The organism is Methanofollis liminatans DSM 4140 (assembly GCF_000275865.1).
Lineage (GTDB): Archaea > Halobacteriota > Methanomicrobia > Methanomicrobiales > Methanofollaceae > Methanofollis > Methanofollis liminatans.
The window spans coordinates 916,152-935,689 of sequence record NZ_CM001555.1 but is presented as its reverse complement, the minus strand read 5'-3'; the positions used below and the strand labels follow the sequence as shown (position 1 = coordinate 935,689).

Here is a 19,538-nt window from a genome sequence, read left to right as displayed (position 1 = left end):
AACCTTTTTTTCTCCCTATTCTTCCAGCACCGGGATCTCCCAGACCCGCCCCTGCCTGATCAGGGCAGCGAGAGCGTTTGCCCCCTCCCTGACGGCGGGCGAGAGTTCCTCCTTTGAGTCAAGGGTCGCCGGCTGAATACCGACGACGATCACCGCACCGGCGTCATCGCCGATGAAGGAGATGAGGGCGGTGAGCGGGAGGGTATGGGTGCCGATGCCGCAGTCCTCGATCCGGTCCGGCGGAACGATGCGGACAGCGCCGGCAGGGAGACCCATATCCACCGCATCGACGATGACGAGGAGGTCGGGACGCGCCCGCCGCACGACCGCGGTGAAATTCTCCGGGGCGGTGCCGCAGTCAAAGGCCATCCAGCCGTCCGCGGAGAGGTGGCGGGCGACATGGTTGCCTGCGCCGTCGTCGCCGCGGAGGGGGTTTCCGATCCCGAAGAGCAGGTGCATGGGAGATCTGTCTGGCGCCCGAAGCGATATAGCCATGGGTGCCGCACAAACGAGAAAAAACCAGGATAAGACCGGAATTCAGGAACTTTACGGGCTTTTTCGCTCGACCGGTGCGAGGGGGTGAAAAATAACTCCATCCCGTCGAGAAAAATAATCATTTTGCGGGCGAATCGCAATTTTATCGGTGAATTGAGCGGAATCTTTAAACACCCTCCCACATGAACATTGATATAACTCACTCGATGGGAGGTGAGTTCCATGGCAAAGAAGGGAAGCAAGAAGCAGCCGAAGGAACCTCAGCAGGAGTAATTCAATATCCATCAATTTTTTCTTTTTTTCTGTCGGTTCAGCAATTTGAGAATCTTTTTCCTCTCCTGCAGAGAATACTCTTCAGCAGATCGATGACGAATCCATATATCCAGGGCATCCTCTTCATGGCAGCGTCGCTTGCCATCTCCGCGTCCATCGGCTTTGCCTGCTGGAAACGGCGGAGCAGCCCTGGAGCAGGGGCGCTCTCCGCATTTATCTGCGGGATCCTGATCTGGTCGTTCGGGCTCGGGATGAACATTCTCCCGCTGGGCCAGGACTGGGAGACCTTCTGGACCGCCGTGGCATTCCTCGGTACGGCGATCATTCCACCCGCATGGCTGATCTTCGCCCTCCAGTATTCGGGAAAAGAACACATCGTGACACCAACCACGGTGACGTTCATCGCCGCGATCCCGGCCGTCTCTGTCGCCCTTGCCTTCACCGGCGTGATCCCGCCCGGCGAGATCGTATCAGGGCAGGCGTACGGGATCTTTCTGGGCTATGTGTACCTCACCATCATGGCGAGCATACTCCTGATCGTCTCCATGCTCTTCGACGCCCCGGCTGTCTACCGGCAGCAGATCGGCCTTGTGCTGATGGGTGCGCTCATCCCCTGGGTGGCCACCCTCTCGCCGGCGGCGGAGGCCGGCACCGCCCTTCCCTTCATCATCATGCTCGCCGTCCTCTCTGTCTTCGCCGGGGCGTTCAGATTTCACCTCTTCGGCGATATGCCAGTGTTGAAGGAGCGGTTGCTCAACGGCCTCACCGACGGCATCCTCGTCCTCGATCCCGCCTACCGGATCGTCGAGATCAACCGCAGAGGGGAGGAAATCATCGGAAAAACCGCCCCGTCGATACTGAACAAACCTGCGGCAGAGATTATAAACCGTTTCCCCGAACTCATCGCCGGCTACAACGGGGATGAGGAGAGAACCTACATACGAAGCATAAAACAGAGCGGAGGGGGATTGCAGCACTATGAACTGCGGATCGCCCCGGTCACCGATCGCCGATCACGCACCATCGGCCACACCCTGATCGTCCGCGATATCTCTCAACTAAAGCAGACCGAGGACGCCCTCGTCTCGGCGCACACGAAACTCTCCATCCTCTCAGAGATCACCCAGCACGACATCAAAAACCATCTCGGCGTGATCAGGGGCTACGCCGGTCTGCTGGTGGACATCACACCTGAGGGCTCTGACGAACGGGTCTATACCGAACGGATCATCAGCGCCTCGGAGATGATCGATGAGCAGATCGCCATTGCCAGGGACTACCAGAGCCTCGGGGTGAAGGCGCCAGTCTGGCAGGGCGTCGAGGCGGTGGCGCGGCAGTCGGCCCGGATCGTCAGGTTCAACAACATCGGCCTCTCGATCGATCTCGGCCGCCTGGAGGTCTATGCAGACCCCCTCTTTGGAAAGGTATTCTACAACCTCTTTGAGAATGCGGTCAGGCACGGCGGCGGGGTGACGGCGATCAGGATCGGGTTTACCCCTGCCGGCGAGGGCGGCATCCTCTGGATAGAGGACGACGGAAAGGGCGTGGACCCGGACCTGAAAGGAAAATTATTTGCCAGGAACGTCGGGAAAAACACCGGCCTCGGGCTCTTCCTCATACGCGAGATCCTGATGATCACCGGGATCGCCATCAGGGAGACAGGCGAGGCAGGGAAAGGCGCCCGGTTCGAGATCGTCGTCCCGGCCGGGGGCTACCGCTACGCCGACGCCGGGGCTGAACAATAGAGATATAGTATGGGGTCGATCCCCCTTCGATAGAGGGGGATCATGTCAGAGGATAGTCATTCTTCAGGGGAAGGCGCCAGGGACGGGCAGACGGTCGCCGACGTAATCATCGGGGAACTCGTCAGGTGGGGCGTGGGTGTCGTCTTCGGGATTCCCGGCACCTCGTCGCTGGGCGTCATCGACGCCGTCAGGAAACATCCGGAGATACGCTTTTTTCAGGTCCGCCACGAGGAGACTGCGGCGATGGCGGCGTCCGCCTACCACAAGCTCTCCGGACGGGTCGCCGCCTGCGTCACGATCGCCGGGCCCGGTGCGACGAATCTTGCCACCGGGCTGTACGACGCAAAAGAGGACCGGGCATCGGTGATATCCCTCAACGGTCAGGTGGAGGCGCAGTACGCCGGGCCGGGCGGGTTCCAGGAGATCGATCAGGACGCCTTTTTCCGGCCGGTGACGGTCTATAACAACACCCTGCACGAGAAGACGATGGCGGTCCGCCTGGTCGATGCCGCGATGCGCCACGCGATCGTCCACCGCGGCGTCGCCCAGCTCTCGATCCCGAACGACGTCCAGAAGGAGGTGGTCGATCCGGCCTGCTGCGCGGCCGAGGGGATGCCGCCGTCCAGGGAGATCGCACCCTCAAACGCCGGGATCGACCGGGCGGCAGAGGCCGTGAACAGGGCAGAAAGGCCGGTGATCATCGCGGGGTGGGGCGCTCGCGACGCCATCCCGGCGGTCCGCGCCATCGGGGAGCGGATCGCCGCCCCGATCCTCACCACCTTCAGGGCGAAGGGACTGATCCCCGGGGATGACCCCTGGCACCTGGGCATCCTGGGTTCGGTGGGATCGGCGCAGGCACGGAGGAGGGCCGAAGAGGCCGATCTCCTCCTCGCCTTCGGGGTGGGGTTCTCGAAGCAGACGAACGTCCCGGGAGGAAAACCGCTCGTCCAGGTGGACCTCGACCCGATCAAACTCGGGCGGCACGCAGAGACCGTCTCGCTCTGGGGAGACTGCGGGCTGGTGCTGCCCCGCCTCCTCGAGCGCCTGGAGCGGCGTGAGGATGGGGCGAGGAAGGAGGCGGTCGCACGGGACCGGGCGGCATGGAGGGCGCAGATCGACCGGGAGGCAGATGCTGATGCGGTGCCGATCAGGCCCCCGTTCATCATGCAGGTGCTCTCCAAGATTTTACCCGACGACGCCGTCATCACCGTCGATGTCGGGGAGAACGGGTGGTGGTTCGGGCGGAACTTCAGGATGCGGCCCGGGCAGAAGTTCGCGATGTCGGGATATCTGGCGACGATGGGGTTTGCGATGCCGGCGGCGATCGCGGCGAAGATCGCCTATCCTGATCGGCCGGCGGTCTGCATCACCGGCGACGGCGGGTTTTCGATGGCGATGGCGGAGTTTTTGACGGCGGTGAAGTACGACCTGCCGATGACGGTCGTGGTGCTCAACAACCACGAACTGGGGATGATCCGCGTCGAGCAGCGGGTGGAGAACTACCCGAACTTCGGGACCGAACTGCACAACCCGGATTTTGCGGCATATGCACGGGCATGCGGCGGCGAGGGGTTTTCGGTGGAGAGGCCCGCCGAACTGGCTCCTGCCATAGTAAATGCCCTGGAAAGCGGGCGACCGGCGATCGTGGACGTGGAGACCGACCCGAAGCGGTTCTGAGGGAGCCCATACTTTTTTATAGAGTCACCCTGCAGGGTGACTGTCAGAGAGGGGGACGGCAGCGATGGAACAGGTCTTTGCACTACGGACAGAACCGCATATCGATGCGCTCACCATGCCCGAAAACCTGAGGATCGGGCAGATGATCGCCAGGCAGAGGAGGGCATGCAGCCTTGCGGGCTGCAACGAACGGTATTACAACTTCGCCCTCGGGCAGTCGCCCTTTCCGGTGCCGCCGGCGCTGGCGAAGGCGCTCGCACAGGGAGCGGTCCACGGCGAATATGCAGAGGCGGCGGGCATCGAACCCCTGCGGACGGCCGTCGCTGCATTTTACCGGCGGCACTTCGGACTTGTTGCAGATCCCGACCGGGTCTTCGTCGGAAACGGGACGAAAGAGGTGATCGCCATCCTCTTTTCATCGCTCGATGCAGTCCCGATCATCCCGTCGCCCTCATGGGTGGGGTATGCGCCCATTCTAAGACTGATCGGCAGGCCATATCTCACCCTCCCGCCAGAGCGGGAGCGGGGATACCGGATCGACCCGGAGGCGCTCAGAGCGGTGCTCGCCGCCGACCCGGACCGGCGCCATATCCTGATCCTTAATAACCCGAACAACCCGACCGGCGCCCTGTACTCCCGCCGCGAACTCGAGGAGATCGCGGCGGTCTGCCGGGAGTACGGCTGTCTCGTCCTCGCCGACGAGATCTACGCCCTCACCACCTACACCTTCGAGCACTTCACCTCGATGGCGGCGGTGTACCCTGAGGGGACCTTCGTGACCGGCGGGCTCTCGAAGGACCGGTCGGCCGCGGGATACCGTCTCGGCGTCTGTGTCCTGCCCGAAAGCGGCCCGGAGGACCTGATCGCCGACATGACGGCGATCGCGGCGACGATCTACACCGCGGTCTCGACGCCGGTGCAGGTGGCGGCAGTGACCGCCTACTCGCCGAACCTCGAGATCGAGGAGTACATCAGGACGATCAGGGCGATCCACGGGATCATGTGCCGGTACATGAGCCGGGCGTTCGCGATGATCGAGGGGGTGGCGGCGACGAAGCCCGAGGGCGGGTTTTATTTCCTGGCCGACTTCAACGCCCTCACCGACCGCCTCGGCCGGGCCGATATCGCGGAGGCGAACGGTCTCTCCGCCGCCCTGCTCGCCCACCCCTACCATGTCGCCACCCTGAGCGGCGATGCGATCATGCTCCCGCGGGACCATTTCGCCGCACGGATCGCCTGCGTGGACTACGACGGGGCGGCGGCGCTCGACCTCTACCGGCGGGAGCGGCCGATGACGAGCCTTGACGAGGTGGCGTTCGTGAACGAGGCGGCGCCCGATATGGTGGCCGGGGTGACGGCGGTGCGGAAGTTCGTCGGGGACCTGAAGAAAAAAAGGTAAGGCAGTACGGAACGCAAGGATCCCGACAATGATCCGGCGAATCAATATTCTCCCCAATAAAAAGCCATTGATAGCCAGGAGCGTGCCGATCGATATTCTCACTCTTTTCCAGGGAACCGGCACCACAAAAACCAGACATAATGCCCATATCTCCAATAATCGAGAATTATAACCAATAATCGGATCCAGCACAATACACTTATACGATAGAATATCTGCATATTGACCCGGGGGGAAAACGAATGGACAACCCGGTTATAGAGATTGGCTTCACCACCTTCCCGGAGCAGCACACCTGCGACGGCGAGGACAGTTCACCCGAGATCCGGATCTCGGGATTGAAGTCGCCATATTTTGCGATCATCCTGACCGACCCGGGCGCAAAGGTCGATCACTGGTTGATCTGGAACATCAAAGCGACCGATGTCGTACCCGCGGGGATCCCGAAAACAGCCGAGGTGCACGCTCCCATCGCGGCACGCCAGGGAAGAAACGACCTCGGGAAGACCGGCTACAGCGGGCCCTGCCTGCCGAAGGGATCGGCCCATGAGTATTACTTCAATATCTACGGGACCGATGGGCCGCTCGATCTCCCGGGCGGTGCCGGGGGGGCGGAGTTGAAAGAGGCGCTGAAAGGGCACGCCATCCAGTACAGCGGGACGGCGGTGGCGGGCTACAGGAAGGACTGACGCCCGGTCGATCCGGCCCGTGCAGGTCGTCCCAAAGACGGCGGAGAGATCAGCACCCGCCCTGAGCCAAGGCGCCGCCGGGAGAGGAGCGACGTGCGTTCAGTCGGTCGGTTCCTGTTCAGCCCCGTATCCGCGGAGGAAACGGGCGGTGATCACGATCTGCCAGGCGAACATCACCAGGATCAGGAACCAGAGGACATAGAGGGCGATCGAGTAGGCGATGTAGTTGCCGGGATAGAGCGGCTGGGCGAGCCAGACCACGAAGCTGAGGATGGAGAACCGAAAGAACCACTCCATGGGGTAGAGGAGATTCCTGAGCTGGGGGAGGGTGACTTCCATGGGGTAGTCTTTGCGCCAGGGGGGTAATAACCACTTTTATCCGCGAAGAAGGCGGGTGAAAGGATGCGGATCCACAGATATTCCACACCTCAACAGGAAAGAGCACAGAACCAGCAGCCACAGGAGAAAATTACCCTAACAGCACCTGCCGTCCCCCGAACACATCACACAAAACGAACCATCTCAAACAGAGATCACAAAGAAGAAGTGCGCCGACCGGGACTCGAACCCGGGTTTAGGCGTTGGCAACGCCTAGTGATAACCACTACACTATCGGCGCTCTGCATTTTACCGCAGCGCTCTACAATATTCGCACTTCTCACATATAAGCATTTTCCAGACTCAGGGGGGTCAGTATGGTCGGCGATACCCCGCACCTGCCCCCTGACGGCCTGAAAGAGGGCACCGGCACCACACCGGCCGGCAGGATCGAACCGATCGGCGACCGATCCCGGCGAAGAAAAAACCAGATTTAACCCGACAATTCAACGAAAAAAGGAAAATAATCAGGAATCCACCCGTCCGCTGCGGCGCTCCCCGCCGCACGCCGACCGGCGCGGCAGGCCCGCCCGGAGTGGGGGCGGGAGCGCATGGCCGCGCAGGCGCCCGGCACGATCAGGCCTGAACCGCGCCGGTCTCTGCCGGGCTTTTCAGAAGGTCGTATTCGGCCGAAAACCGGGCGAGAACGCCCAGGCTGTAGTACCTGAGGAAGGTCGCGAACGGCACCTGCACCAGCAGGAGCACCGGGACGGCGACGATGATCCCGATGAGGAGGAGCAGGAGGTACACCGGCACCGCCGCATCCCCCAGGGCGATCCCGGCGACCACGCCGACGGCCACGAGCGGGACGGCGATGACGGCCGCGGCGACGAGGGCGAGGACCAGGGCAATGAGCCCGAGCACGATCGCAAGCAGGAACTTGAAGACGACGTACGCGGCGGCGTTCACCAGGTCGGGGCGGATGAAAGCCCAGGCGTGCCGCCACCCCTCGATGACCCCGCAGTCCGAGCGGATCATCACCGGGACGACGAAGTCGGTGGTGAGCATCAGCACGACGCCGACGCACACCAGGATCAGCACCGCCGCCGGGACCAGGACGATGAGGGCGAGGAGGTTGGGCGCACCCATCCCCTGCACCGGGAGGAAGACGGCCAGCAGGGCGACGATCATCGCCGCCACCATCAGGAGGGCGAAGACGACCTGGAAGAGAAAGAGCCGCAGGCCCTTGCCGCTCCGCATCCCGAAGGTGCGCGAGAGCGAGACCTCGCCCGAGGCCAGGCAGTCGACGAAGACGAACTGGAAGATCGACCCGATGATCCCGAAGACCAGGGCGAGGATGAGGATGATCCCGATGAGGAGGAAGGCAACGCCCAGGCCCGGCGCGAAGAGGTCCACCGGCATCCCCGATCCCGCGTGCCCCCCGCCGTCAGGGAACGAGAAGAAATTGAACCCGCCCCCGAATCCGCCGACGAAGAGGGCGATCACCGCAAGCCTCAGCCACACCCCGGCCCTGAAAGGCCAGAGGAGTGATTTTGTGTGAGATACCGCACCGTCGATGGCGGTGAGGGCATGGATACCAGAGCTCATGCCCATGCATGGGAAGAGGAGAGATATATAGCCGGGGGCGGCGGGCGGGTGCTACAAACACCCCACAGAAGTGATACAGAATCTTAAAGTACGCCCGCCGCCCACAGATCAGTGATGATACCGCTGATGATCGACCTTGCAGCCCGACGCGTCGTCATATTCGGCGGCGGCGCCGTGGGGGCGCGTAAAGCAGCCTTCTTCTCCGGGGAGGCCCGGGTCACCGTCATCAGCAGATCGTTTCTGCCGGCGCTCTTGAGCCCGGGCATCGAACGCATCGAAGTGGAGTGCGCGAGCATGGACGAATCCGCCCTTGAGAGCCTGATCGGGGACGCCTTCCTCGTCGTCGCCGCAACCTCAGACCCGGACTTAAACGACCGGATCGGGCGGGCGGCCAGGTCCGCAGGCGCCCTCTTCAACAACGCCGACGGGGAGGCGGGCGACGTCCTCGTCCCCTCGGTGATCCGGGGGGAGCGCTACCTCCTCGCGATCAGCACCGGCGGGGCGAGCCCTGCAATCCCCCGCTTCCTGCGCGAGCACCTGGAGGCGGCGTTTCCCCACCTCGATGCGATGATCGGCGTCCAGGCGCGCCTCAGGGAAGACGTAAAGGAGTGCGTCGGGTCGCAGGAAGAACGGCAGCGGATCCTGCGGGCCGTCCTTCGCGACCCCGATGCCTGGTCCTGGCTCTCGGAGGGCGAAGAACGGGCATACCAGAGAATATGGGAGCGGTATATCAGTGGAAAAGATACTCCGTACTGACCTGGCGATGGCCGGCCTCAGCCACCATACGGCAGGGCTTTCAGACCTTGAAGCGTTCAGGTTTCCCGACGAACAGGCGTTTTTGATGGCGGCGCGGGAGCGCTTCAGGGGAGTGCTCCTCCTCCAGACCTGCAACAGGATCGAGGTGCTCGTCCAGGGGAGCGCCGCCTCGCTCACCGACTTTCTTCATGAGCAGGGGCGGGAGAAATTCGAGATCAGGGAGGGCGTCGACGTCCTCCGCCACCTGCTGCAGGTCGCCGCCGGCATCGACTCGATGATCGTCGGCGAAGACCAGATCCTGGGCCAGCTGAAGCGCGCCTGGGCCGCCTCGCAGGAGGCCGGCGCCTGCAGCCAGGTCATCGACCTCTGCATGAAAAAGGCGGTGCACGTCGGAATCGAGGTGAGAAAACAGACAAAGATCAACCGCGGCTCGGTCTCCATCGGTTCGGCCGCCGTGGCACTCGCCGAAAACCTCCTCACCACCCTCAAAGGGCGGCACATTCTCGTCATCGGCAGCGGCGAGATGGGAATGCTCGTGGCGCAGGCGCTCGCCGCAAAGAACCTGACCGCCATCTATGTCGCAAACCGCACCTATGAACGGGCCGTCATGCTCGCCGGGAAGATCGGCGGCAAAGCGGTCCACTTCAACGAGCTTCGACGCTACTTCACCCTCTCAGACGTCGTGATCACCTGCACCTCGGCCCCGCACCCGGTGATCACAAAGGAGATCCTTGCCGACGTGATGAAAGGGCGGTGCTGGCCCCTCGACGGCCACCCGCGCCCCCTCGTCCTCATCGACATCGCCCAGCCGCGCGACGTCGAGGAGGGGGCGGGCGAGGTCGACGGGGTGAACCTCTTCACCATCGACAACCTCAGGGACGTCAACGAGCACAATATGGAGGCCCGGCGGGAAGAGGCGGCGCGGGCAGAAGCGCACATAGAGGCCGAGATCGACCGGTTCATCACCATGCTCAACGGAGCGTCGGCCGACGAGGTGCTCGGCGGCCTCTTCACGTGGGCCGAGGCGATCAGGCTCAGGGAACGCGACCGCGCCTGCGCGCGGCTGCAGGGGTGCAGCCCCGAGACCGCCGCCGTCATCGACGACCTGACAAGGGTGCTGACGAAAAAACTCCTCATCGATGCGACCTACTCGATCAGGGCCTGCGCCCAGAACGGCCGGATCGAAGAGGCCGAACGTCTGGTAAATGCGATCACACGGGGTGACCAATCATGTTTCCGGAAAGAAGACTGAGACGACTGAGAAAACGAACCCTCCAGCCCCTCTTCAAAGAAACGAGGCTGGCAGTGAGCGACCTTGTGATGCCGCTCTTTTTCGACGAGACGATCGAAGAGGCAGTGCCCATCGGTTCGATGCCCGGGCAGTACCGCTACCCGCTCGCGGATGCGGGCGCCGTCGCGGAACGGCTCCAGCGTTCCGGGCTTTCGGCGGTGCTGGTCTTCGGCATCCCGCGGGAGAAAGACGCCGTAGCCACCTCGGCCTACGACGACGACGGCGTTGTCCAGAAGGCCGTCGCCGGGATCAAACAGGCCTGTCCCGACCTCGTCGTGATCACCGACGTCTGCGCCTGCGAGTACACCGACCACGGCCACTGCGGGATCGTCGGGGAGACATGCGGCGGCGGGATGGACCTGCTCAACGACCCCTCGCTCGCCCTGATGCAGAAGATCGCCGTCTCGCATGCCCGCGCCGGGGCCGATATCGTCGCCCCCTCCTGCATGCTCGACGGCATGGTGGGGGCGATCAGGACCGCCCTCGACGGTTCAGGGTTTGCAGAGGTCCCGATCATGTCCTACTCCACGAAGTTCGCGAGCGCCTACTACGGCCCCTTCAGGGAGGCGGCAGACTCAGGCTTCTCCTTCGGCGACCGGACCACCTACCAGATGGACCCGGCCAATGCACGCGAGGCCCTGCTGGAGTCAGAGGAGGACGCCGCCGAGGGTGCGGACATCCTGATGGTGAAACCCGCCGGGCTCTACCTCGACGTCCTCGCGGAGATACGGGAGATCGGCCTCCCGGTCGCCGCCTACCAGGTCTCGGGCGAGTACGCCCAGCTGAAGGCCGCTTCGGCCCTCGGCTGGCTCGACGAGAGAAAGTGCGCCCTCGAAGCCCTCACCTGCATCAAGCGGGCCGGGGCCGACCTGATCATCACCTACTATGCCGAAGATGCCGCGAGGTGGCTGCATGAAGAGCGGTGAACTCTTCGAACGGGCAAAAACCCTGATGCCGGGCGGCGTCTCCAGCCCGGTGCGGGCGATCCAGCCCTACCCATTCTACGTCGCCGGGGCTGCGGGTGCGTACCTGAAGACCCTCGACGGGGAGCGCCTCATCGACTGCTGCCTGGGCTACGGCCCCCTGCTCCTGGGCCATGCGCCCGATGCGGTCAGGGCGGCGATCGAGGCGCAGCTGGCCGACGGCTGGCTCTATGGCACCCCCTGTCCCGGGGAGGTCGCTCTTGCAGAGCGGATCGCGGCCGATCACCCCTCGATCGATATGGTCAGGTTCGTATCCAGCGGTTCGGAGGCGACGATGGCGGCGATCAGGCTTGCCCGCGCCGCCACCGGACGGCAGGACATCGTCAAGATCGAGGGCGGCTTCCACGGCGCCCACGACGCCGTGCTCGTCAAGGCCGGGTCGGGCGCCACCACGATGGGCGTCCCGGACTCAGCCGGCGTCGTCGCCGACCTGGTGGCGCACACCCGCCAGGTGGCCTACAACGACCTCGAAGGGCTCGACGCCCTGCTCTCCTCCTCTGAGGATATCGCCGCCCTGATCATCGAACCGGTGATGGGCAACGTCGGCCCGGTCCTCCCCGAACCCGGTTACCTCCAGGAGGTGCGGGCCCTCACCCTCGACTACGATGTCCTGCTCATCTTCGACGAGGTGATCACCGGCTACCGCCTGGGCATCGGCGGGGCGCAGGTGCGCTACGGCGTCACCCCCGACCTGACCACCCTGGGCAAGATCATCGGCGGCGGTCTCCCCATCGGCGCCTTCGGCGGACGGCGCGACCTGATGGCGATGGTCGCCCCGCAGGGCCCGGTCTACCAGGCCGGCACCTTCAGCGGAAACCCCCTCACGATGGCGGCAGGCAGCGCCGCCCTCGGCTGGCTCCACGAGAACCGGGAGATCTACGCCAGGCTCGACGCGGGGACGCGGAGGATCGAGGAGGCCTGCGCCGGGGCCGGCGGCTCCTTTGTCCGCCTCGGCTCCATGTTCAAGTACTTCTTCAGGCCGGCGGCGCCGACGAACTACGCCGAGGCAAAAGAGAGCGACACCGCGGCGTTCCGGCGGTTCTGGGAGAAGATGCTCAAGAAGGGCATCTTCGTCCCGCCCTCGCAGTTCGAGACGAACTTCCTCTCGGCCGCGCACACAGATGAGATCATCGAACAGATCGCAGACGCATACAGCACATGTCTCTCAGAATAGGAACACGGGGAAGTCAGCTCGCCCTCGTCCAGACCGAACGGGTCTGCAAGGCGCTGACGAAGATGGGCATCGAGGTTGAAACCGCCGTCATCAGGACGAAAGGGGACACGGCGACGGGCGTCCCTCTCCACGAGATCGGCGGACAGGGCGTCTTCGTGCGCGCCCTCGACGAGGCGATCATCGAGGGGACGATCGACGCCGCCGTCCACAGCATGAAGGACATCCCGGCCAAACGCCCGCGGGGCGTCGCCACCGGGGCAGTCCTCTCCCGCGACTCGCCGGCCGACTTCCTCGCGTATGAGGGCGAGATCGGCGACGTCGGCATTGTGGGCACCGCCTCGACGCGGCGGCGGGCGCAGATCCTCAGGCACGACCCGGAGATCACGGTGAAACAGCTCCGCGGCAACGTGGACACCAGGATCAAGAAGATGCGGGAAGGCGAGTACGACGCCATCGTCCTCGCCGAGGCCGGACTCGACCGTCTCGGCTACCACCTTCGGGGCCAGCGCCTCCCCTTATCACAGTTCGTCCCCTCGCCGAACCAGGGGGCGATCGCCGTGGTCTGCAGGAACATGCCCGAGATCACCGACGTGATCAGGAAACTCGACGATCCCCAGACCCGCATGGACGTCGGGATCGAGCGGATCATCATGGAAGAGGTGGGCGGCGGCTGTTTCACCCCGCAGGGGATCTATTGCAGGGACGGCCACGTCATCGCCGAGATCCTGGCCCTCGACGGGAGCCGCGACGTGCGGATCGAGGACGATATCGCCACGCCCGAAGAGGCGCGGGCCTGCGGTCAGAGACTCCGCAACGATGCGATCGACCTGATAAAAGACGCCTACCGCCAGCTGGGGATTGCACCATGAGCGGAAAGGTCACCCTGGTCGGATCAGGGCCGGGATCGATCGGTCTCCTCGCCCCCAGGGGAAGAGAGGCGATCGAGGCGGCAGAGGTCGTGCTCTACGACCAGCTGCCGGGCGAGGAGATCCTCGCCACCCTCCCGAAAGGGGCCGAACTTGTCGACTGCGGAAAACACGGCGGCGACCACACACTGGAGCAGGACGAGATCGAGGCGCTGATGATCGCGCGCGCGAAGGAGGGAAAGAACGTCGTCAGGCTGAAAGGCGGCGATTCTTTCCTCTTCGGGCGCGGCGGCGAGGAGATGGAGAGTCTGCGGGCCGCGGGGATCGAGGTCGCCGTGGTGCCCGGCATCACCTCGGCGATCGCCGTCCCCGAGGCGGTCGGCATCCCGGTGACCCACCGGCGCTTCGCCTCGCAGGTGACCGTCATCACCGGCCACGAAGACCCGACGAAGGGTGAGTCGGCCCTTGACTGGCGGCTGCTGGGGCAGAGCCGCGGCACGATCGTCGTGCTGATGGGAGTGAAAAATCTCCCGCAGATCGCCACTGCCCTCGTGGAAAACGGCCGCAGCCCGAAGACCCCGGTCGCCATCATCGAGCGCGGGATGCGCCCTGACCAGCGCGTGACCGTCGGCACGCTCGACGACATCGCCGGGATCGCCCGGGCGCAGAGCGTCAGACCGCCCGCCGTCATCGTTATCGGCGACGTCGTCAGCCTTTACGACGGGACGACGCTCTTTCGCCCCTGAATATCCGTCCAGATATCGAGGGCGAGGCTCTCGGGCAGGTCGAGGTCGTCCATGGTCAGGACTGATCCGGCCGCCACCCTTCTTTTTACCACGGCATCGTAGATCAGCCCGATCGGGACGTGGTCAGGGCAGTCGGCGATCGGCACACAGATCCCCCGGACTACAAAGCTCCCGATGCCGCGCTCGATCCGCTGACCGGGTTCGAGATCGGTCTTTGCGATCGCCGCCACCGAGACCGCCGGCCGGGTGCCGTTGTTGAGCAGGACGCCCCCGCCTGAAACCACGCGCCTGACCGTCTTTGCGATCTCCAGGTTGCAGAGGTGGAAGTTCCGCACCAGCGTATAGACCGGACCCTCTCCCATCTTGTAATACCTGAGGTAGTCCCTGAACCGCTCGTCATGGCGGGCGGCGATGAAGACGCCCGCAGGGGCGCCAGGCGAGAGGACATAATCGCTCACCGGACGGCCGAGACTGACCGCCCCGGCGGCAAGGAGTTCGGCCCCGGCCGTCAGGTCTGGCGTCGCCGGGCCGAGGAGCCCGGGCCTGAGGATCCCGGCGCCAAGCCCATTTGCCACCAGCGCCTGCTCGATCTGGACCTTGGTGCCGTCGGTGAACGCCGTCACCTTGTCCAGGCTGATCCCCTGCTTCTTCGCCCAGAAGGCCATCTCGTCCGGGACCGGGTTATGGTTGAGGAAACCCTTGATGTTCCCGTAGACCAGGGGAAGAAAGCCCATCTGGACGGCCTCTTCCCGCAGTGCGGCAAGGCACCCGGGCTGGTCGCCCTCGGCCTCGGTGAAGAGACCTTTTCGAGCGAAATGAGACCCGGTGGTCACCTGCACCTCGGCGTCCATCGTGACGACCGGGATGGAGGCCGCCATCACCTCCTCGATCACGGCAGTGGCGTGGATCACGTCGCCCGAACACTCGACGACGATATCAGAGCCCTCGATCAGGTCGGTGACATCGTTCACCGCCGTTATGCCGGTCGGCAGCCCGGATCCGCCGAGCATGGGCCGGCGGGTCAGCACCGGCCCCAATGCGAGGTCGGTCTGCCCCTCCAGGGCCATCATCAATCCTCGTGCAATAAATCCGGTCCCGACGATGCCGACCCGGATGCGGTCGCTCCTCTCTTCCCCCCGATACATTGCGGGGCTTTCTCAGGGGGATAATATATAAAGTTTTGCAATATCCGAAATGGGCGGCGGCGTCACCTGCATGAGAGCAGGCATATAGGCATCGCCGGAAACGCAGAGCAGGGCCGAAAAGGTCAGGGAAACGGATACCCTTATATGCTGTCGCGTATCCCTGACCCATGGGCAGAACCCCCTGCCCGGAGAAGAAAGATGATAGACGGCGTTCAAACGAAAACCCTGCGGGTGATCCCTGACGAGCGGGGGCGGCTGATGGAGATCCTCCGCTGCGATGATCAGATATTCAAGAAATTCGGGCAGGTCTACATGACCACCAACTACCCGGGCGTTGTAAAGGCATGGCACTACCACAAGATCCAGACCGATAACGTCTGCTGCCTCTCCGGGATGATCAAGGTTGCGCTGTATGACGCACGGGAGCATTCCCCCACCCACGGCGAGACAAACGAGTTCTTCATCGGGGAGCACAACCCCATGCTCGTCACCATCCCGCCCGGCGTCTACCACGGCTGGAAATGCATCTCTGAAAAAGAGTCGATCGTGGTCTCTGTTCCCACCGAGGCCTACAACTACGAGCGGCCAGACGAGTACCGCCTCCCGCCCGACACCCCGGAGATCCCGTACGACTGGGTGCTCAGACAGGGACTGCGCCACGGATAGCGAGGTTTCTTATACTCTCCTGTTCCCCTTTTTCTGGATAGTATGAGAAGCGATCTCGTCAAGAAAGGATATGCCAGGGCGCCGAACAGGTCGCTCCTGCGCTCTCTCGGGGTCACCGACGGCGAAATGGACCGGCCGTTTATCGGCATCGCAAACGCCTACAACACCATCGTCCCCGGCCACCTTAACCTTCGCTCCCTCACCGAACGGGTAAAGGAGGGCATTGCGGCCGGGGGAGGCGTTCCCTTCGAGTTCGGCGTCATCGGGATCTGCGACGGGATCGCTATGGGCCATACCGGGATGCGCTACTCCCTGCCGTCGCGGGAGAACATCGCCGACGCCATCGAACTGATGGTTCACGCCCACCGCTTCGACGGCCTCGTCTGCGTCGGCACCTGCGACAAGATCGTCCCGGGCATGCTGATGGCGGCGGCGCGCTGCAACATCCCGGCGATCGTCGTCACCGGCGGCCCGATGCTCCCGGGAAGCCTCGGCGGAAAAGACCTCTCCCTGACCGACGTCTTCGAAGGTGTCGGGAAGGTGGCGGCCGGTACGATGAGCGAGGTAGAGCTCCATGACCTCGAATGCGCCGCCATGCCGGGCTGCGGGAGCTGCCAGGGGCTGTACACGGCAAACACGATGGCCTGCATGACCGAGGCGATGGGCATGTCCCTGCCCGGGTGTGCGGCGATGCCCGCGGTCGACGCCGGAAAACTCAGGATCGCCTACGAGAGCGGCGAGGCGGTGCTCAGGCTTGTTCGGGAGGGCAGAACAGTCCGGGAGATCATCACCCACGCCGCCCTGAAGAATGCGGTCAGGGTTGACATGGCTCTCGGCGGTTCGACCAACACCGTCCTCCACCTGATGGCGATCGCCACCGAGGCCGGCGTGCCCCTGGTGCTGGACGACTTCAACGCCATCGGCGAGACTGTCCCGCACATCAGCCACATGCAGCCCGGCGGCCCCCATCCGATGGTCGCCCTCCACCGGGCCGGCGGGATCCCTGCCGTGCTCCACGAACTCATCGACCTGATCGAAGACGCTCCCACCGTCTCGGGCAGGAGCATCAGGGAGATCGCCGCGGCAGCGCGGGTGCTCGACCCCGCCGTGATCAGGCCGGTCTCCGACCCGGTCCACGCCGCCGGCGGGCTGAAGATCCTCAAAGGCAGCCTTGCACCTCTGGGGTCCGTGATCAAGTGTTCTGCCGTCGACGAGGCGATGTGGCGGCACACCGGCCCTGCACGCGTCTTCGACGGGGAGGACGAGGCGATGAAGGCGATCCTGGGCCGCGAGATCAACGAGGGCGATGTCGTCGTGATCCGGTACGAAGGGCCGAAAGGGGGTCCGGGCATGCCAGAGATGCTCTCGCCGACCTCGGCCCTCGTCGGCCTCGGCTACCATCGGGTGGTGCTCGTCACCGACGGCCGGTTCTCCGGCGGGACGCGCGGGCCGTGCATCGGGCATGTGGCCCCAGAGGCGGCGGCCGGCGGCCCGATCGGGCTCGTCCTGGACGGCGACCTGATCGCCGTCGACCTCTTCGAAAAAAGGATCGACCTGATCGTCGATGAGAAGGTTCTGGCAGAACGCAGGGCGGCGTGGACGCCAGAAGAGCGCGAGATCACCGGGATCCTCAAACGCTATGCGGCAACCGTCGGCGGTGCCGACATCGGCGCGGTCCAGCGCTGAGTCGAACATTTTTTCGGAGGATTAAAATCCTCTTCAATCCATTTCTCTCCTGTGGTCTGCCCGTAGCGGGTGGATCAGAGAGGATCTGATATGATTGACCATATTCTTGAAGGCAACAAAGAGTTTATCAAGGGCGATTTCACCGAAAACCGTGACTATTACCGCGCACTTGCATCGGGCCAGAGCCCCACCGTGCTCTGGATCGGATGCTCAGATTCCAGGGTCGCCCCCGAGCGGATAAGCGGGGCAAAGTCCGGCGAGATCTTCGTCCACCGCAACATCGGCAACATCGTTCGGGTCGGCGACTGGAACTTTGCTACAATCCTCGAATACGCCATCAAGCACCTTAAGGTGGCCGACATTGTGATCTGCGGCCACTCGGACTGCGGGGCAATTAAGGCCCTTTCGGCAGACAAGGAGTCAGACGAAGCCTATATCCCGCTCTGGCTCTCCAATGCCAGCCAGGCCCGCTCGGAGCTCGAGCGGGAAATGCCAAAGCCAGCCGATCCCGCGGCCCAGAAAGAGTGGCGGCGCAGGCTTGAGGAGGAGAACGTGAAACTCCAGTTGAAGAACCTCAGGACCTATCCGATCGTCCGCGAAGCAGAACGGAGCGGAAAGGTCGCGGCGCACGGCATGTATTTCGACCTTGAAACCGGAAAACTCGAAAAAATTGCTTAATCGAGGACAGCCTCGATCTCTTTTTTTATCTGCGGAAGAGAGATCCGCCCGATCGGCGTGACCTTGCCGTTGACAAGGATGATCGGAAGGGGCGGGTGGTGCTTCTCGACGATCGCCCTGACATAATCGGGAACGCCGTCATCGAGCAGGGTGAATTTTACGCCGACCTTCCCGCCATACTCCAGAGCGAGCGCCTCTTCAAGGGCTTTTACCGCTTCGACCAGTTTTTCCGTCGGGCAGCACGCAACAAGGCCGCAGGAACGGTCCTCGTTGCAGGGGAAAGGGCTGCACGACCCATAGGAAAACCCGATCACCTCGATCTCAGCATATTCTGCCATGGAGAAAGGTTGGGGCCGGGAAAATATCAGGGTTTGTTATCTGGCAGGGCCATGGTGGCGAGCAGCGCACCCATCTGGTCCCGCAGATCCTTCTCCCGATCCGGATCGGCGCGGAGATCGGTCACCTCGTCCACGTCAGGCACAAGGACGTTGCCGAGCGGGCGTATGCCGAGGCGGGTGAAAAAGGCGTGGACCACCCGGTAGACGCAGGTGAAGTCCTCGACGCCGGCCGAACAGAGAAGACCCCACTGCACCGGGGTCTGACCCGAGAGCGCCCGGGCAGCGGCAAGAGAGAGGGAGCGGTCGATGAGGTCTTTTAAGGCTGCAGAAACCGTGCCGGCGGCGACCGGGGTGCAGACGACGATCAGGCGCGCCGCCTCGATCGCCCTGATCACCCCGTCCATATCGTCCTCGATCACGCACCGCCCTGTATTGAAACAGCGGTAACAGGCGGTGCAGTGGCCGATCGCACGCTCGTCCGGATATACAAATGTAGTGCCAAGACCGGCAGCGGCGCAGGCGTCCGCAGCCCACCCGGCAAGAGTGGCGGTGTTGCCGTGGCGGCGCGGGCTGCCCAGAATGATGAGTGCGCCTTCGCGGGGTTCCGCGGGAGCAGGCCGCACGCGCGGTTCGGGCGGGTGGAGAAGAAAGGTGTCGGGCCGCTCGGGCAGGGCGTTTGCGAGGAGGGAAAAAGTCGTCAGGGCCACGCTCTCCGCGCTCTGCGGGCTTCCCGGCGGGTATTCGTGGGTGTTGGTGTGATAGGTGTACAGCACCTCTCCACCCCTCCGAAACTCGATGGTGTATCGCCCCATTCCGGGACAGGCATCGCTGAAGTCTTCATAGAGCAGCACCAGCTCACCGGGCTGCCCCTCTACCGTGATCTCGGCCGAACGTACGGTCCAGGCGCCATGCATTCTCTTCCTCCGGCCGATTTAAGGCTGGCCTGAGATATAAGATTTTGTGAGGGGGCCTGACCGGCACGGTCAGTATCGTTAAAAAGGTTCG

19 protein-coding genes and 1 tRNA gene are annotated in these 19,538 nt (G+C 63.7%); 13 read left to right on the top strand and 7 right to left on the bottom strand.

Features of this window, described 5'->3' with window-relative positions; translation table 11 throughout:
- Positions 1–15: 15 nt before the first annotated feature.
- Complete coding sequence (locus METLI_RS04715; RefSeq protein ID WP_004038437.1) at positions 16–459, bottom strand: hydrogenase 3 maturation endopeptidase HyCI; 444 nt, start codon at positions 457–459, stop codon at positions 16–18.
- 401 nt (positions 460–860) lie between these two features.
- Here METLI_RS04715 and METLI_RS04710 point away from each other — a divergent pair, with 401 nt between their 5' ends.
- The 4 genes from METLI_RS04710 to METLI_RS04695 all read left to right on the top strand — a co-directional run bounded on the left by METLI_RS04710 (position 861) and on the right by METLI_RS04695 (position 6,278).
- Positions 861–2,513: a histidine kinase N-terminal 7TM domain-containing protein gene (locus METLI_RS04710; RefSeq protein ID WP_004038436.1), complete on the top strand. Its 1,653-nt coding sequence runs from the start codon at positions 861–863 to the stop codon at positions 2,511–2,513.
- Positions 2,514–2,555: 42 nt separating this feature from the next.
- Complete coding sequence (locus METLI_RS04705; protein WP_004038434.1) at positions 2,556–4,190, top strand: thiamine pyrophosphate-binding protein; 1,635 nt, start codon at positions 2,556–2,558, stop codon at positions 4,188–4,190.
- Between the two features lie 64 nt (positions 4,191–4,254).
- Positions 4,255–5,589 (top strand): pyridoxal phosphate-dependent aminotransferase, encoded by a 1,335-nt coding sequence (locus METLI_RS04700; RefSeq protein WP_004038432.1) that lies wholly within the window; start codon positions 4,255–4,257, stop codon positions 5,587–5,589.
- A gap of 242 nt (positions 5,590–5,831) precedes the next feature.
- Positions 5,832–6,278: a YbhB/YbcL family Raf kinase inhibitor-like protein gene (locus METLI_RS04695; RefSeq protein WP_004038429.1), complete on the top strand. Its 447-nt coding sequence runs from the start codon at positions 5,832–5,834 to the stop codon at positions 6,276–6,278.
- 99 nt (positions 6,279–6,377) lie between these two features.
- Here METLI_RS04695 and METLI_RS04690 read toward each other — a convergent pair whose 3' ends face one another.
- The 3 genes from METLI_RS04690 to METLI_RS04680 all read right to left on the bottom strand — a co-directional run bounded on the left by METLI_RS04690 (position 6,378) and on the right by METLI_RS04680 (position 8,204).
- Positions 6,378–6,617, bottom strand: coding sequence for a hypothetical protein (locus METLI_RS04690; protein ID WP_004038428.1), 240 nt, complete (start codon positions 6,615–6,617; stop codon positions 6,378–6,380).
- A 208-nt stretch (positions 6,618–6,825) separates the two neighbouring features.
- Positions 6,826–6,897: transfer RNA gene (locus tag METLI_RS04685), tRNA-Gly, on the bottom strand.
- A 335-nt stretch (positions 6,898–7,232) separates the two neighbouring features.
- Positions 7,233–8,204, bottom strand: a complete 972-nt coding sequence (locus tag METLI_RS04680) for a DUF7544 domain-containing protein (protein ID WP_048103625.1) — start codon at positions 8,202–8,204, stop codon at positions 7,233–7,235.
- Between the two features lie 114 nt (positions 8,205–8,318).
- Here METLI_RS04680 and METLI_RS04675 point away from each other — a divergent pair, with 114 nt between their 5' ends.
- From METLI_RS04675 to cobA, 6 genes are read left to right on the top strand one after another with little or no spacing between them, the layout of a single operon-like run.
- Complete coding sequence (locus METLI_RS04675; RefSeq protein ID WP_004038425.1) at positions 8,319–8,960, top strand: precorrin-2 dehydrogenase/sirohydrochlorin ferrochelatase family protein; 642 nt, start codon at positions 8,319–8,321, stop codon at positions 8,958–8,960.
- A 7-nt stretch (positions 8,961–8,967) separates the two neighbouring features.
- Positions 8,968–10,212 carry a glutamyl-tRNA reductase gene (hemA, locus tag METLI_RS04670; protein WP_004038424.1) on the top strand — a complete coding sequence of 415 codons (1,245 nt, stop codon included), beginning with the start codon at positions 8,968–8,970 and terminating at the stop codon, positions 10,210–10,212.
- On the top strand, positions 10,191–11,177 hold the full coding sequence (hemB, locus tag METLI_RS04665) for a porphobilinogen synthase (protein WP_004038423.1): 987 nt from the start codon (positions 10,191–10,193) through the stop codon (positions 11,175–11,177). Before hemA ends, hemB begins: the two co-directional genes overlap by 22 nt.
- Complete coding sequence (hemL, locus tag METLI_RS04660) at positions 11,164–12,408, top strand: glutamate-1-semialdehyde 2,1-aminomutase (RefSeq protein ID WP_004038422.1); 1,245 nt, start codon at positions 11,164–11,166, stop codon at positions 12,406–12,408. Before hemB ends, hemL begins: the two co-directional genes overlap by 14 nt.
- On the top strand, positions 12,393–13,277 hold the full coding sequence (hemC, locus tag METLI_RS04655; RefSeq protein ID WP_004038421.1) for a hydroxymethylbilane synthase: 885 nt from the start codon (positions 12,393–12,395) through the stop codon (positions 13,275–13,277). The genes hemL and hemC overlap by 16 nt, the downstream gene beginning before the upstream one ends.
- A complete protein-coding gene (gene cobA, locus METLI_RS04650; protein WP_004038420.1) occupies positions 13,274–14,020 on the top strand; it encodes a uroporphyrinogen-III C-methyltransferase in 747 nt (248 codons plus the stop codon). The genes hemC and cobA overlap by 4 nt, the downstream gene beginning before the upstream one ends.
- On the opposite strand, the gene METLI_RS04645 is transcribed toward cobA, so the two are convergent.
- Positions 13,990–15,165: an SAF domain-containing protein gene (locus METLI_RS04645; RefSeq protein WP_004038419.1), complete on the bottom strand. Its 1,176-nt coding sequence runs from the start codon at positions 15,163–15,165 to the stop codon at positions 13,990–13,992. The genes cobA and METLI_RS04645 overlap by 31 nt on opposite strands.
- 198 nt (positions 15,166–15,363) lie before the next feature.
- Between METLI_RS04645 and METLI_RS04640 the strand changes: the two genes are divergently transcribed.
- The 3 genes from METLI_RS04640 to METLI_RS04630 all read left to right on the top strand — a co-directional run bounded on the left by METLI_RS04640 (position 15,364) and on the right by METLI_RS04630 (position 18,195).
- On the top strand, positions 15,364–15,831 hold the full coding sequence (locus tag METLI_RS04640; RefSeq protein WP_004038417.1) for a dTDP-4-dehydrorhamnose 3,5-epimerase family protein: 468 nt from the start codon (positions 15,364–15,366) through the stop codon (positions 15,829–15,831).
- Between the two features lie 42 nt (positions 15,832–15,873).
- Positions 15,874–17,517 (top strand): dihydroxy-acid dehydratase, encoded by a 1,644-nt coding sequence (gene ilvD / locus METLI_RS04635; protein WP_004038415.1) that lies wholly within the window; start codon positions 15,874–15,876, stop codon positions 17,515–17,517.
- Between the two features lie 90 nt (positions 17,518–17,607).
- Positions 17,608–18,195, top strand: a complete 588-nt coding sequence (locus METLI_RS04630; RefSeq protein WP_004038413.1) for a carbonic anhydrase — start codon at positions 17,608–17,610, stop codon at positions 18,193–18,195.
- Here the strand turns inward: METLI_RS04630 and METLI_RS04625 are convergent.
- Both METLI_RS04625 and METLI_RS04620 read right to left on the bottom strand, forming a co-directional pair.
- Entirely contained in the window at positions 18,192–18,533 is a 342-nt protein-coding gene (locus tag METLI_RS04625) for a hypothetical protein (protein WP_004038411.1), read from the bottom strand. The genes METLI_RS04630 and METLI_RS04625 overlap by 4 nt on opposite strands.
- Before the next feature lie 26 nt (positions 18,534–18,559).
- The gene (locus tag METLI_RS04620) at positions 18,560–19,447 is read right to left on the bottom strand and encodes a flavodoxin family protein (protein WP_004038409.1); all 888 of its coding nucleotides are present in this window, start codon (positions 19,445–19,447) and stop codon (positions 18,560–18,562) included.
- Between the last annotated feature and the right edge of the window lie 91 nt (positions 19,448–19,538).

Coding starts and splice junctions, on each gene's coding strand:
- hemL (WP_004038422.1), top strand. CDS start 11,164: ATGAAGAGCGGTGAACTCTTCGAACGGGCAAAAACCCTGATGCCGGGC.
- hemC (WP_004038421.1), top strand. CDS start 12,393: ATGTCTCTCAGAATAGGAACACGGGGAAGTCAGCTCGCCCTCGTCCAG.
- METLI_RS04620 (WP_004038409.1), bottom strand. CDS start 19,447: ATGCATGGCGCCTGGACCGTACGTTCGGCCGAGATCACGGTAGAGGGG.
- METLI_RS04625 (WP_004038411.1), bottom strand. CDS start 18,533: ATGGCAGAATATGCTGAGATCGAGGTGATCGGGTTTTCCTATGGGTCG.
- METLI_RS04675 (WP_004038425.1), top strand. CDS start 8,319: ATGATACCGCTGATGATCGACCTTGCAGCCCGACGCGTCGTCATATTC.
- METLI_RS04640 (WP_004038417.1), top strand. CDS start 15,364: ATGATAGACGGCGTTCAAACGAAAACCCTGCGGGTGATCCCTGACGAG.
- METLI_RS04680 (WP_048103625.1), bottom strand. CDS start 8,204: ATGAGCTCTGGTATCCATGCCCTCACCGCCATCGACGGTGCGGTATCT.
- METLI_RS04705 (WP_004038434.1), top strand. CDS start 2,556: ATGTCAGAGGATAGTCATTCTTCAGGGGAAGGCGCCAGGGACGGGCAG.
- METLI_RS04645 (WP_004038419.1), bottom strand. CDS start 15,165: ATGTATCGGGGGGAAGAGAGGAGCGACCGCATCCGGGTCGGCATCGTC.
- hemA (WP_004038424.1), top strand. CDS start 8,968: ATGGCCGGCCTCAGCCACCATACGGCAGGGCTTTCAGACCTTGAAGCG.
- cobA (WP_004038420.1), top strand. CDS start 13,274: ATGAGCGGAAAGGTCACCCTGGTCGGATCAGGGCCGGGATCGATCGGT.
- METLI_RS04630 (WP_004038413.1), top strand. CDS start 17,608: ATGATTGACCATATTCTTGAAGGCAACAAAGAGTTTATCAAGGGCGAT.
- METLI_RS04700 (WP_004038432.1), top strand. CDS start 4,255: ATGGAACAGGTCTTTGCACTACGGACAGAACCGCATATCGATGCGCTC.
- ilvD (WP_004038415.1), top strand. CDS start 15,874: ATGAGAAGCGATCTCGTCAAGAAAGGATATGCCAGGGCGCCGAACAGG.
- hemB (WP_004038423.1), top strand. CDS start 10,191: ATGTTTCCGGAAAGAAGACTGAGACGACTGAGAAAACGAACCCTCCAG.
- METLI_RS04710 (WP_004038436.1), top strand. CDS start 861: ATGACGAATCCATATATCCAGGGCATCCTCTTCATGGCAGCGTCGCTT.
- METLI_RS04690 (WP_004038428.1), bottom strand. CDS start 6,617: ATGGAAGTCACCCTCCCCCAGCTCAGGAATCTCCTCTACCCCATGGAG.
- METLI_RS04715 (WP_004038437.1), bottom strand. CDS start 459: ATGCACCTGCTCTTCGGGATCGGAAACCCCCTCCGCGGCGACGACGGC.
- METLI_RS04695 (WP_004038429.1), top strand. CDS start 5,832: ATGGACAACCCGGTTATAGAGATTGGCTTCACCACCTTCCCGGAGCAG.